The organism is Streptomyces sp. ID05-39B, from assembly GCF_033794725.1.
Classification (GTDB): domain Bacteria; phylum Actinomycetota; class Actinomycetes; order Streptomycetales; family Streptomycetaceae; genus Streptomyces; species Streptomyces bobili.
On sequence record NZ_JARGEF010000010.1, the window covers coordinates 64094 to 77064 of the forward strand.

Here is a 12971-nt window from a genome sequence, read left to right on the forward strand (position 1 = left end):
GCGTCGGCATCCCACCCGCGAGCGCAACGCGCCACCAGATGTCATTCGGCGGGAAGCGGCACCTCGGACGAGGTGCCGCTTCCCCCTCCTCAGGCATGCCTTCTTCAGGGGACGTGGACCATGCACAGCGTGAGACTTCAGTGCCGCCGGAGATTCAGGCAGGGCACTCTGGCCGCCGTGGCCGCCGCCTCGCTCCTGGTGGGTGTCGTCGGCCCGGCGGCTCCCGCCCAGGCGGCGGAGATCACCGACGGCCTGGCGCTCTGGTACAGACTCGACGCCACCTCGGGCACCGTCGCGGTGGACGCCTCCGGCAACGGCCGCAACGGCACCGTCAACGGCACCGCGGGCTGGTCGGGCAACGGCGAGGGGCTCGCGTTCAACGGGTCCAGCACCTACATCAAGGTGCCGGACAACATCATGAGCGGCATGAACGCGATCACCGTCTCGATGGACGTGCAGATCGACGCCACCCAGGCCACGCCGTACTTCATCTACGGCTTCGGCAACACCGCGAGCAGCGGCACCGGCGACGGGTACCTGTTCACCACCGGCAACTCGTACAGGACCGCCATCGCCTCCGGGAACTCGTCCACCGAGCAGAACACCTGGACCTCCACCGCGCTGCAGCGCTCGGTCTGGAAGCATGTCACGTACACCCAGACCGGCACCACGGGCGTCCTCTACGAGGACGGCGTGGAGAAGGCCCGCAACACGTCGGTCACCCTCACCCCCGGGTCCATCGGGTCCGGCATCACCACAGCCAACTACATCGGCAAGTCGGTCTACACCAGTGACAAGCTCTTCAAGGGCAAGATCCGCGACTTCCGGGTCTACAACCGCGCACTGGCACCCGGCGAGGTCCTCGATCTCAGCGGGAACACCACGGGCATCGGCACAGCCACCCACCCCGGACTGAAGATCGACGCCATCGTCGACGACGCCAACAGCAAAATCACCCTGCCGCTGGCCGAGGGCACCGACCTCACCACGCTCGCCCCTCGGTTCACCATCGCCCAGAGCGCGGCCATCAGCCCGGCCTCCGGCACCCCGCGCGACTTCAGAGCGCCCGTGACGTACGAGGTGACCGGCTCCGACGGCGCGAAACGCACCTGGACGGTCGAAGCGCTGATCATGAAGAGCCCGGTCCTGCCGGGACTCACCGCCGACCCGAACATCGTCCGGTTCGGCGACACCTTCTACATCTACCCGACCACCGACGGCTTCGCGGGCTGGAGCGGCACGCAGTTCAAGGCGTACTCCTCCAAGGACCTGGTCCACTGGACGGACCACGGCGTCATCCTCGATCTCGGACCCGGCATCAGCTGGGCCGACGCCCGGGCCTGGGCCCCGACGATGGCCGAGAAGAACGGGAAGTACTACTTCTACTACTCCGCCGACACGAACATCGGCGTCGCGGTCTCCGACTCGCCCACCGGACCCTTCCAGGACCCCCTGGGCAAGCCGCTGGTCGCCCGCGGCGCCTTCACCGGCCAGATGATCGACCCGGCGGTCTTCACCGACGACGACGGCAAGACGTACCTCTACTGGGGCAACGCCAGGGCGTACGTCGTCCCGCTCAACGACGACATGGTCTCCTTCGACGCCTCCAAGGTCACCGACATCACGCCCAGCGGCTACAACGAGGGAACCTTCGTCGTCAAGCGCAACGGCACCTACTACTTCATGTGGTCGGAGAACGACACCCGGGACGAGAACTACCGCGTCGCCTACGCCACCGGCCCTTCCCCCACCGGCCCGTGGACCAAGCGCGGCGTGATCCTGGAGAAGAACCTCGCCCTCGGCATCAAGGGTCCCGGCCACCACTCGGTCGTCCATCTGCCGAACACGGACGACTGGTACATCGCCTACCACCGCTTCGCCATCCCCGGCGGTGACGGCACTCACCGCGAAACGACCATCGACAAGCTCGAGTTCGACTCAAGCGGCCTGATCGAGAAGGTCGTCCCCACCCTGAGCAGCATCGACCCGGTCGCCATCCTGCCGACGAACACCACCCGCTCGCTCCGGTCGGTCAACTTCACCGGCCGCTACACCGCCGTCCGCTCCGACAGCCTCGGCTACCTCGACCCGGTGACTTCCTCCAGCACCACGGCGGTCAAACAGAGCGCCACCTTCACCATCGTCCCCGGCCTGGCCGACTCCCGCTGCTACTCGTTCCGCGACTCCACCGGCCGCTACCTGCGCCACATGGACTTCCGGGTCCGCTCCGACGCGAGCAACGGCACGACGACCTTCGACAAGGACGCCACCTACTGCGCCCGGCCGGGCTCGGCCACCGGCTCGGTCAGCCTGGAGTCCTACAACTACCCCGGCCGCTACCTCCGCCACTACGACTACCAGCTGCGCATCGACCCCTTCCAGGACAACGCCACCTTCCGCGCCGACAGTTCCTTCACGGCGGTCAGCCCCTGGGCCTGACCGCATTCCCTCACTCACCGGCTGCCCCACACGGCTTTTGCCGTGCAGGGCAGCCGGCATCGTGCCTCACGTCGGGCGGTCAACCGCCTCGCGAGTACTCCGAACGTTTCCCCATGGGGGTAGTGGTCTTCGTATGCCCGCTGGCCGAGACGGAGGTGTCCCAATCCGCTCCTTCGAGCGAGGCGCGCCGGCCTTGTGCCGTCGTGCCGTTCGGGCGTCGCTGCCTCTCGCGCGGTGCTCTCCTGCCTCGGCAGGGTGGAACCGGACCGGCCGGTGGTCGTCGACGCCGTAGACCAGGCGCCCGGCGGTGGGCCGGACCAGGGAGAGCATCGTTGCCATCCGGTTGCGCCACACCTTGAGCGTGACCACACCGCCGAGGTCCTTGCCGCCACCGTCGGCATCCAGAGCAGGCAGGGGAGGAGCTCCTCCGTATCGGTTGCATGCGACGCGGAGGACCGCAAACCCCGGTCGACGACCCGAGTAACAACAATCCTGCCTTGTACACCTGTCATGCTTCGGCTCACGCATCTGAGCACTCTGCCTGAGCCGCCGCAAGCCTCAACTGCCGCACAAAACCGATGCTGGAGTGGGCGATCGGCTACGCGATCAACACGGTGCACTCGCTCATGAACTGTTCGGCAGAGCCCGGACATCCGACGGCGCGGCCAAGGCATCGCGAAGCCGCTCGATCTCCATCCGCTGGGCGGCCATCGGCGTCGGATACCAGAAGCGCCTCCAGGTGCCCCCTACCCGGCGCGAAGCAGCCACGGCACGCGGCAAGAGCCGTACGACGTTCCGGCGCCGTCGTTGGGCCAGCGAACTACCCGGGTCGGTGCTGGACGAGGAATGGGGCTGGCACCTCCCCGTGGACGACCTGCTTGCGGCAGCTTCCGGCCGCAGGCTCTTTCCCGTAAGGAGGTGGTGGTGTCGGCGGTCCGGGATGAGCTGCGCCGTCAGGGCCGGGGACTCAAAGCCCATTGGCGCACCAGCGGCCGGAGCATCTGACCGAGCGGGAGGAGGAGATCCTCCGCGAGATCCCCCGCTCCGAGTTCCCGACTGGCTAGCCGTCCACCGCGACGGTCCTGGCCATAGCCCAGACGGCGAGGATGTCGAGCGTCATCACGCTGATCGACCACAGGGGATAGAAGGGGATGAACATGAACTGGGTGATCAGGCTGACCGCGGCCAATACGATGCCGGCCCCTGTGCCCCAGCTCTTGCCGAGCAGTACTCCCAACCCGGCGGCGACCAGAGCGATGCCGATGACGATATGCATCCAGCCCCAGGCCGTCAGGCTGAACTCGTAGGTGTAGTCCGGTGAGCTGAAGATGGTGTCGCGGGTGACGCCGACGACGCCGAGCAGGATGCTGAGCGTCCCGCTCATCTCCAGTGCCCAGCCGGCGAAGAGGGTGAGGCCCCCGCCCAGTGCTCGGGCGCTGTTGTGAGGGTGTCGGTCCCTGCCGGATGTCTGCGCCATGTCACGGCCCTTCCACACGGTGTGGTAATTGCGGGGCACCGCCTTGTCGGGGGCGGCTGCGTTGTATCGACGGGCTCAGCCTTCCTCCGCCGCTTGCACTCGGCGACCGCTGCAGGCTGTCCGGGTGATGGGTGCCACGCAGGGGTATCCCGGGGAAGACGTTCACGGAGGCGGCGGCAGGCTGTTGCATGGGGCTCGTCCCGACTGGCGACCTGAGCGGGTCCCCGAGCCGACAGGGATGGCGGGCGCGCACGACCGGCGCTTTTTGTCACGACACGTCTGATCCCGTCCTGCCGCGGACGACGACGCACCTGTGCGCGTGGTGCTTCCGCTTCTCTCGATCAGGACCTGCCTGGCTTCGGCACTTGCCACCTCGCGCCTGACCGTGACATCGGGATACTTCTCCGCGTGCCCGGCGAGGGCCTGGGCGAGGAGCCGCTCCTGGCTCTCGGCACCGGTACCGGCCGGCGCGTGATCCGGCAGCCACACGTGCACGGCGGAGATCTCGGTTCCGCGCAGCGCCGCCTCGGCGAAGGCGAACTCGACCGCCGGCTCACCCGCGGGGGAGCCGTCGACACACAGCACGATCGGACCGGCGTCGGCCGAATCCTCACGGGCCACCATCACCGGGCACCGGCTGTGGGCCGCCAGGGACGCCGCCGTCGACCCCAGCAGCATGCCGATGAAGTCCCCAGGGCATTGGCGGCATTCTGGGTGATGTCGACGCACCCGGCTGTCCGCGGCCAGCAGACGGTCCGTGTCGCCGTGAACCGCCGAACGGGTGCGACGGCATCCCGGCCGCCGCCGTCCGGGGCGGTGGCGCCCAGGCCCCGTTCGGGATCCGCACCGCACCTCACCGCACCGCACCACTCAGCGCAGTCGCCGCCAGCCCCTGCCCCCGCTGGATGGGACACCCGGCATCCGCCCGCATGATCTTCGACAACCAGCGCGGGGCCTGCTCGCGCGAGGCAGACACTCCGCGCGAGCAGAAACTGCCGCAGGCCGTGTACTGACCGGTGGATGCGACGGGGGACTGATGGGCGACCGGCACTCGACCGGCACTGAGGAGTCAGAAGGTGATGGGTTCGCGGATGAGGGGGCAGGTCATGCAGTGGCCGCCGCCGCGGCCGCGGCCGAGTTCGGCGCCGACGATCTCGATCACTTCGACGCCTGCCTTGCGGAGGAGTGCGTTGGTCTGGGTGTTGCGGTCGTAGGTGAAGACGGTGCCGGGTTCGAGGGCGACGGCGTTGTTGCCGCTGTCCCACTGCTGGCGTTCGGAGGCGTAGACGTCGCCGCCTGTCTCGATCACCTGGAGGGCGGGCAGTCCGAGTGCCTGGGCGACGACGTCGGTGAACGGACGGTGGCCTTCGTCGGTGATGTCCAGGGGGGCGGTGCCGTTGCCGGGGCGCAGGGAGAAGGCATGCACGGCGTCCATGATGCGCGGGTAGAGAGTGACGATGTCGCGGTCGGCGAAGGTGAACACGGTGTCCAGGTGCATCGCCGCGCGCAGCTTGGGCATGCCGGCGACGATGACGTGTTCGGCGGCGCCCTGTTCGAACAGGGCGGCGGCGACCTGGGTGATGGCCTGTCGTGAGGTGCGTTCGCTCATGCCCATGAGGACGACGCCGTTGCCGACGGGCATGATGTCGCCGCCTTCGAAGGTGGCCTGGCCCCAGTCCTGCTCTGGGTCGCCCCACCAGACGGTGGCGTCCTTGAAGTCGGGGTGGAAGCGGTAGACGGCTTTCATCAGCAGGGTCTCGTCGTGCCGTGCGGGCCAGTAGAGGGGGTTGAGCGTCACGCCGCCGTAGAGCCAGCAGGTGGTGTCGCGGGTGTAGAGGGTGTTGGGCAGGGGCGGCATCAGGTACTCGCGTACGCCGGTCGACTCGCGGGCCAGCGCGACGTAGCCGGGCCGGAAGTCGTCCGGGAGGTCGGCGGTGGCCAGGCCGCCGATCAGGAACTCTGCGAGTGGGCCGGCTTCCAGGGTCTCCAGGAACGCGCGGGTGGAGTCGACGAGGCCCAGGCCCACCTCGTTGGCCACGATCTTGCGGTCGAGAAGCCAGTCTCTTGCTCCCGGCACCGCCATGGTCTGTGCGAGGAGGTCGTGCAGTTCGACGACCTCGACGCCGCGGGAGGTGAGTTCCCTGACGAAGCCGGCGTGGTCGCGCTGTGCGTTGTCCACCCACATCACGTCGTCGAAGAGGAGGTCGGCGGCGTTGGTCGGGGTGAGTCTGCGGTGCGCCAGGCCTGGTGCGCACACGAGGACTTTGCGGAGCCGGCCGACTTCCGAATGGACGCCGAGCGGGGCGGAGGGCGTGGCGTTGCTGGTCATGTGTTCGTCTTCCGGTGGGGGCGAGGGGCTGCGGATGCGGTGTGGTGAATCAGAGGTTGATCCAGCCTGCTGCCAGGGCGGTCACGCCCATGACGGCGCCGGCGATGGATACGGCGCAGATCACGAGTTCGCCGGGGGAGAAGGGACGTCGGCCCTGTTCGCGGCGGGCCATGACGAACAGGATGGTGGCCGGGGCGTAGACGATGAAGGACAGCAGGATGAACCGTGGTCCGGCCGCGTAGAGGAGGAAGGCTGTGTAGAGGGTGGCCAGCAGTGCGACGGCGAGGTCCCGTCGGGAGCTCTCACGTTCGGCGAGGGGGTCGGGCTGGAGCGAGGTCTTCAGCGCGAATGCGGCGGCGAGCAGGAACGGGATGAGGGTCAGTGCGCTGGTGAGGTCGAGGGCGAAGTTGAACGCGTCGCCGGAGAACAGCGTGATGATCAGCACGACCTGGACGAGGACGGTGGTCATGACCAGGGCGGGGACGGGGACGTCGTCCGGTGTGGCGCGGCGCAGGAAGCGGGGCATGTCGTCGTCCTTGGCCGCCACGAAGAGGACTTCGGCGGCCATCAGGGTCCAGGCGAGGTAGGCGCCGAGTACGGAGACGATCAGGCCGACGCTGACGAAGACTTTGCCCCAGGTGCCGACGGCGTGTTCGAGGACGCCGGCCATGGAGGGCTGGCGGAGGTCGGCGATCTCGCCCATCGGCATGATGCCGTAGGAGACGATGGTGACCGAGGCGAAGACGGCGAAGACGCTCAGGAATCCCAGGACGGTGGCCAGGCCGACGTCCTTGCGGCGTTGGGCGTGGCGGGAGTAGACGCTCGCCCCCTCGACGCCGAGGAAGACGAAGACGGTCGCCAGCATGGTGCCGCGGATCTGGTCGAACAGGGAGCCCGCATAGTCGGCGCCACCCCAGTTGTCGGCGAACACGTCGGTGTCCAGGCAGAAGAGCGCCAGGATGACGAACACCAGGATCGGTACGACCTTGGCCACGGTGACGATGCGGTTGATCGCCGCTGCCTCTTTGACGCCCTGCTTGATCAGCAGGAAGAAGGCCCACAGGCCGATCGAGGACAGCACGACCGCGAGGATCGTGTCCCCGTCCCCGAGGGCGGGCCAGATCGCGCCGATCGTCGACATGATCAGGACCCAGTAGGTGACGTTGCCGACGCAGGCGCTCGCCCAGTACCCGAATGCCGAGAAGAAGCCGAGGTATTCGCCGAAACCGGCCTTGGCGTAGGCGTACACGCCGGCGTCCAGGTCCGGCCGGCGCATGGCGAGCGACTGGAACACGAAGGCCAGCATCAGCATGCCCGTCCCCGCGATCGCCCAGGCGATCAGCGCGCCCGCGACGCCGGTCTCCTCGGCGAAGCGGCGGGGCAGCGAGAACACCCCTGCGCCGACCATCGAGCCGACCACCATCATGGACAGCGTCATCAGCGAGAGCTTGACCGCAGGGGACTTCTCTTCAACGGGTGCGGACATATTTCAAGGCCCTTCGTGCTGCGGCTGTATGCCGGATGGGTGCGGCGCTCACGTGGAGGAGGCGGGCTGGTCCGTCCCGGCACCGGGCTCCACCTTTTCGATCTTGAAGCCGGTGAAGCCGGTGAAGCCGTACAGCACGCTCAGGGGCGGGACTGGCGTAGTTGAAGATCGCGTACGGCAGATACGAGAAAGTGGCCACCCCGAGCACGGCTCCCATGAACGCGCCGCACGAGTTCCAGGGAACCAGCGGTGAGGTGACGGGTGCGCTGTCGGCGGCGAGCCGCGACAGGTTGGTGGGGGCAAGTCCCCGCTTGGCAAACTCGACTCGGAACACCCGCGAGGGCAGGACGAGGGCGATGTACTGGTCGCCGGCGACGGTGTTCAGGCCCAGCGCGCTGGCGAAGACGGCGAACAGCAGCAGCGCACCACCGACCGGCACCACCAGGACGCCCAACGGAACCAGCGCGTCCGTGAGCGTCGGCTCACGCACCGCAGCATCCGTTTCAGGCTTCTCTTCTTCCGGCATCCGGCCCCTCGCTCACTGCCCAGGGGCCCGGGAAGCGACACCCCTCGGGAGGGTGAAAATGTACCTTTTGCGGCTTTGTGGGGTGTGTGTATCGGGCTCGTGTCCCGGATGAATGCCGCAAGAACGGGTCAGTAGGGTGCGCCGGGCGGCATCGCGCGGCCGGCCCACGTACACCGGGACACGCTGGGACATCCGCGCGAGCTCACGTCCAGCGTGTATGCCAACCGCGAGCGCCAGGGCTAGGTGTATTGCCCTGTGAGGTTGGGGACGCGGCTGGCGGGCGGTTGGCCCTTCAGTGCGGTGTGTGAGGATCTTGAAGCTCTGCGCAAGAGCCAGGCTGGGTCCGCCGATGATGTCCGGATAGGCCGCCTCGGTCTCCTCGTCGGGCGTGCGGTCCAGAGCGGGGTAGGTGGCGAGCTGTTCCAGGATCGGCCTGAGTTCTATTTCATCTTCCGGAAGTGGTGATGCTCTCCTGCAGACCCTTCGTGATTGGTAGGTCACAGGTCCGGATGATGTCGCGCCCAATGGCCTTGGCAGTGGCCTGGGTGACGGTCAGCAGATCGTAGAGCTTGGCGTCGACGAAGTCGCTGTGGCGCTTGAGATCGTTCTTGTCGACATCCAGCCCCGCGACCGCGGAAGAACCTTTCGAACCTGGCGATGGACATCACGGTCATGACGGCAACCTCCGGCTGCGGGCGTCGGGGTGGCTCCCGGTCCCTGGGGTTCCCCGTCAGCGTGGCCGACGCGGACGCGTGAACGCATGCGCACGCTGGGCTCAATTGGCCTCCCTGTGTTGCGCTGCCAGGCCCAGTCGTCCCACTGTCCGGGGAGTCGGACGGGCGTGCGGAGCGACAGCAGGACACCGCGTCGCGGAGCGGCCCCATGTAAGGGCTGACCCCGAGATGCCGCTGCTGATGGGCCTAACGCCGCGATGGCGAGCACGCCAGGGAGCGCCCGGGAGAGGCCGGTGAAACGCGGACCGCCCGCCTAGAGCAGCCGCAACCGTCCGCGGACGCCGGGCAGGACGTGGTGCGGTGCCTCGCAGGCGTTCGGGACCTTCCGGGCGGCAGGGCTTTGCCGGCCTCCGAAGCGGGGTGGCAGGTGGCGCGCGGCGTGCGAGTGCGGGCCGGTCTGGGGTCGGATCGGGTGTTCGCGGTGGCGCACGAGATCGTGGCCCGGTGGTGGGAGCAGGCCCAGTGCTGGGAAGACGAGGAGATCTGCCGAACCGCATGCATCTGGTGGCGGGGGCCGGCGTGGCACTCGGTGTCGACGTTACCTCGGCGCATCTGTGGGCACTTGCGATCGCAGGGGCAGCCGACGAGGAGGGTCCAGCCATGCGGGTGTCCTCTCAGGGCGTGACGGTCGTAGCTCTCCTGGCGGATCCCGATGCGCCGACGGAGATCGCGCAGCGCTTGGCCCAGACACTTCCTACCCGGCTCGCCGACAAGTCGGGCCAGGGGCGACGGTTCGAGGTCGAGGTGGTCAGCGAGCCCTTCACCTCAGGGAGCGAGGACCCGCCTACCTTGATGCGCCGGATCATGGACCGCTCAAGTGCGGAGAACTGGGACATCGTCGTCGCCCTCACCGACCTTCCGCTGCACTCACACGGGCACAAGCTCGTTGTGCATCTGAGTCACAAACGCGGCTTGGCGCTGCTGTCTCTCCCTTCCCTGGGTGGCTTGCGGCTGCAGACGAGGGCCCGGCGGGCCGTGGAAGAAGCCGTGCTCGGCTTGGCGGATCCGCGTGCCACTGGTGCTGAAGGACCTCGTCTGGGGCCCTTTGCCGGTCATCTCACGCCTGTCCATCCGGGCCCGGTCGGTGAGGAGGAGACTCCCGACCTTCGGTACGTCGTCAGCGGGGCGCGCGGATACCTGCGGGTGCTCTTCGGTATGGTCCGCGCCAACCGGCCGTGGCGGTTGGTGCCGGGCTTGTCGAGAGCCCTGGCGGCCGCACTTGCCACGGGAGCCATCGCCACGGTGAATTCCACCGTCTGGAACCTGTCCGGGGCACTGAGCGCGCCGCGTCTGGTGATCGCCATGGTCGGGTCCATCGCACTGATGATCGGCTGGCTGATCGTAGACGCACAGCTGTGGCATCGATCAGCAGAGGGCTCGCCGGAGGCGAGGCGGACGGCGCGGCTCTACAACGCCTCGACGGTCGTGACCGTGGGTATCGGGGTGCTCGTCTGCTACGCGGGCTTGATGGTCATCAACTTGGTGTGGGCGCTGTTCATCCTCAACGACCGAGTGTTCGCTTCTATGACACGAACCCCGCTCCACGCCGCGGAGTATGTGACGTTGTCCTGGTTCGTCGCTTCGGTCGCCACCGTGGGCGGCGCGCTCGGATCAGGCTTGGAGAGCGACGAGGCCATCCGGGCAGCCGCCTACTCCAAGCGTGAACAGGAACGTCGCCTTACGCTCCAGGACGACCACGGTGACCAGCCCTCGTAGTGAACCGATACCGGCGCACACGGCTCCTGGACGCGCGCGGCATCGCCGCTCACCGCCGGTCGGCGTACCGGGAGTCGCACGGGGCGGTTCTTCGGACCAGCCCCCGTCGCTGAACCAGGGCCACTGCCCTCAGCCGGTGGCCGACGCGCACCAGGCTAAAAGGAGCCGCCAACCTCAGTATCGCCAACATGGACTTTGCGGAGTTCGCCGACGCCGCTGATGAATCAGGGACCTTCCGCGGCTTTGATGAGGGCTGACACCTTTCGTTGAGGCCCGTCCGGGGCGAGCTTTGTCCCACGCCAGTTCAGCGTGGTTTCGCGAGCGAGTCGACGGCTCATCGTCGTTCATCGCGAGGTGAATCATGGCTTCGGAGCGATGCGGGTGCGTTTCATAGCCGCAGGCCAGAGATCGGTGGTGCATGAGCCAGGCGGTTGGGTCGGCCGCGCGGTGAGGTGTCCGCCGTGGCAGGTCCTGTTCCGCGCGGCCTCCAGCCGAACCGGACATGACGGGTTCCCGGTCATCCGGCTCTTCAGTGACTACTGCGTGTCTGTTCTGGCAGATGGGACAGGATCGGGGAGGCCACTCCGCCTTGCGGCGCTCCGGAGAGCGTGGCACCCCACCTCCGGTCCTCCAGGTATCCGGCGTTGAGCATGTTCCGCACCAGCCGCACAAACCGCTGGTCATGGAGCCTCTCGCCGAGGATCGACAGTAGGACCTGGTGGTCCAGGCTGCCGAAGCAGTCGGCGATGTCCCCTTCGATGAACCAGGAAGTCCGGTCCAGGTGTGATCCACCTCCCGCAATGCGGTGTGGCAACCTCGACGGGGGACGGAACCCATGACGAGCGAACGTCTGGACCCTGCCACGGGAGGCGCCGAGCATCAGACTTCGCGATGGCCGGGCCGGGAGGCAATCCATACCCGGACGGTGTTGGAGTACCAGTACGGTTTGCCGCCTTCTACGCGGTCCGGTGCGGGCAGAAGCCCGTGTTTGCGGTACGAGCGCACAGCTTCGGGCTGCACCTTGAGGTGTGCGGCGATCTCCTTGTATGACCACAGCTCCTGGGCCTTCGTCTTCGTCGGCTCTTGCGTGGCGCCGGAGTTGCGGATGACTGTCATGGTGGGCGGGGCGTGCCTCTGCTGCGTTGCGATGGCTTCGAGCAGTTCAGCATGGGCAGTGGCGAGAAGCTGGTTCAGGCGGTCGTCGGCGTCGTTCTGCTCGTGCTCGTTCTGCATGAACTCATGCATCCTTCTCTCCTTTCATGAGCCCGAGCGTGGTCTTCAGGCGTGCACGGCCGCGGCAGATGTTCGTGTTGACGGCGCCGACGGTCATATGCAGCGCTTCCGCGATCTCCCGGGTGTCGGAGCCGCACATCACGAACGCCATCACGGTGCGCTGAGTTGGGGGGAGCTGGAGAATCGCATCAACGATTGCGTGCGTCTGCTCGGACAGCTCCACCCGGGTCACCGGGCTGATCCCGCCCGGCAGGTCGGGGAGTTTGTCCGTCGGGATCTCGCGCTTGCGCTGATTTTGCCGCAAATAGGCGCGGATCGCGGCCTTCCGCATGTAAGCGCGGGGGTGCTCCATGGTCATCCACCGGTCAGGGAGCAGCTTGGACAGCATTTCGTGTGCGAGGTCGTCGGCCTCCCATGCGCTCGCCCCGGCGTACATCAGGAAGGCGGTCAGGTACCTCTTCTCGGCGAGGTAGAAGACGGAGAAGTCGGCGCGACGCTCCGGCTCGTTCGACGCGCTGGGTTGGGTTACAGAGAGAGGCTTCGTGTGTCCGGCTTGGGCCGGGGTTTCGCTCATCTCACGCTGCCTTGCTGGCCGGGAGCTTGATAGTGACCTGCCGGCCGTCGGGCAGAACCTCGGTGATCTCACTGCCAGGCGGCAGCAAGTTGATGGTCTTCATCAACGTTGCATGGTCTGATTCCGCGTGGCGGATCTGGGACTCGATGCGACGCGCGTGCGACCGGGCGCTCAGCCAGAAGTGTCCGAGCCGGAACGTCGCAGCCGCCACGCCCCAGCCCGCGGTGACCATCACCGGATCCATGGTGCCTCCCCATTGACTCGCTTTGCGGCGCATCCCAACGCGCCGCGTTACCTCCTTAACCTCGCGCTTTCACGAGGTGGGGCGTCCGAGGCTTGATCAAATAAGCGGAGAGTGCTCCTGACCTGCAACGATGGGACTTGTCGAGGGTCCTGTTGGTTGCATGGGAAGAAGCACTCTCCAGGTGAAGAAGCGTATCGGGTCGTATCCGCGTGT

12 protein-coding genes and 2 pseudogenes are annotated in these 12971 nt (G+C 67.4%); 2 read left to right on the forward strand and 12 right to left on the reverse strand.

The window, feature by feature from the left end; genetic code table 11:
* Positions 1-129 precede the first annotated feature (129 nt).
* Positions 130-2439: a family 43 glycosylhydrolase gene (locus P1P75_RS04670; RefSeq protein WP_319252117.1), complete on the forward strand. Its 2310-nt coding sequence runs from the start codon at positions 130-132 to the stop codon at positions 2437-2439.
* 1060 nt (positions 2440-3499) lie between these two features.
* Here the strand turns inward: P1P75_RS04670 and P1P75_RS04675 are convergent.
* The 7 genes from P1P75_RS04675 to P1P75_RS04705 all read right to left on the reverse strand — a co-directional run bounded on the left by P1P75_RS04675 (position 3500) and on the right by P1P75_RS04705 (position 8879).
* Positions 3500-3916 carry a hypothetical protein gene (locus tag P1P75_RS04675; RefSeq protein WP_319252119.1) on the reverse strand — a complete coding sequence of 139 codons (417 nt, stop codon included), beginning with the start codon at positions 3914-3916 and terminating at the stop codon, positions 3500-3502.
* 162 nt (positions 3917-4078) lie between these two features.
* Entirely contained in the window at positions 4079-4594 is a 516-nt protein-coding gene (locus P1P75_RS04680) for a universal stress protein (RefSeq protein ID WP_319252121.1), read from the reverse strand.
* Positions 4595-4985: 391 nt separating this feature from the next.
* Positions 4986-6245, reverse strand: a complete 1260-nt coding sequence (locus P1P75_RS04685; protein ID WP_319252123.1) for an arginine deiminase — start codon at positions 6243-6245, stop codon at positions 4986-4988.
* A gap of 49 nt (positions 6246-6294) precedes the next feature.
* Positions 6295-7731: a basic amino acid/polyamine antiporter gene (locus P1P75_RS04690; protein ID WP_319252125.1), complete on the reverse strand. Its 1437-nt coding sequence runs from the start codon at positions 7729-7731 to the stop codon at positions 6295-6297.
* Entirely contained in the window at positions 7715-8257 is a 543-nt protein-coding gene (locus P1P75_RS04695) for a Na+/H+ antiporter NhaC family protein (protein WP_319252126.1), read from the reverse strand. The genes P1P75_RS04690 and P1P75_RS04695 overlap by 17 nt, the downstream gene beginning before the upstream one ends.
* A gap of 12 nt (positions 8258-8269) precedes the next feature.
* The gene (locus tag P1P75_RS04700) at positions 8270-8758 is read right to left on the reverse strand and encodes a DUF1931 family protein (RefSeq protein ID WP_319252127.1); all 489 of its coding nucleotides are present in this window, start codon (positions 8756-8758) and stop codon (positions 8270-8272) included.
* Positions 8703-8879: a DUF1931 family protein gene (locus P1P75_RS04705; protein ID WP_319252133.1), complete on the reverse strand. Its 177-nt coding sequence runs from the start codon at positions 8877-8879 to the stop codon at positions 8703-8705. The genes P1P75_RS04700 and P1P75_RS04705 overlap by 56 nt, the downstream gene beginning before the upstream one ends.
* Before the next feature lie 607 nt (positions 8880-9486).
* On the opposite strand from P1P75_RS04705, the gene P1P75_RS04710 reads away from it, so the two are divergent.
* The gene (locus P1P75_RS04710; protein ID WP_319252128.1) at positions 9487-10707 is read left to right on the forward strand and encodes a hypothetical protein; all 1221 of its coding nucleotides are present in this window, start codon (positions 9487-9489) and stop codon (positions 10705-10707) included.
* A gap of 224 nt (positions 10708-10931) precedes the next feature.
* On the opposite strand, the pseudogene P1P75_RS04715 reads toward P1P75_RS04710, so the two are convergent.
* The 5 genes and pseudogenes from P1P75_RS04715 to P1P75_RS04735 all read right to left on the reverse strand — a co-directional run.
* A pseudogene (locus P1P75_RS04715) lies at positions 10932-11133 on the reverse strand (hypothetical protein); the annotation flags it as partial.
* 133 nt (positions 11134-11266) lie between these two features.
* Positions 11267-11532 (reverse strand): annotated as a pseudogene (locus P1P75_RS04720) (reverse transcriptase/maturase family protein); the annotation flags it as partial.
* 54 nt (positions 11533-11586) lie between these two features.
* Positions 11587-11952, reverse strand: coding sequence for a hypothetical protein (locus tag P1P75_RS04725; protein ID WP_319252129.1), 366 nt, complete (start codon positions 11950-11952; stop codon positions 11587-11589).
* Positions 11945-12514, reverse strand: coding sequence for a sigma-70 family RNA polymerase sigma factor (locus P1P75_RS04730; protein ID WP_319252130.1), 570 nt, complete (start codon positions 12512-12514; stop codon positions 11945-11947). The genes P1P75_RS04725 and P1P75_RS04730 overlap by 8 nt, the downstream gene beginning before the upstream one ends.
* Position 12515: 1 nt before the next feature.
* A complete protein-coding gene (locus tag P1P75_RS04735) occupies positions 12516-12758 on the reverse strand; it encodes a hypothetical protein (RefSeq protein WP_319252131.1) in 243 nt (80 codons plus the stop codon).
* Between the last annotated feature and the right edge of the window lie 213 nt (positions 12759-12971).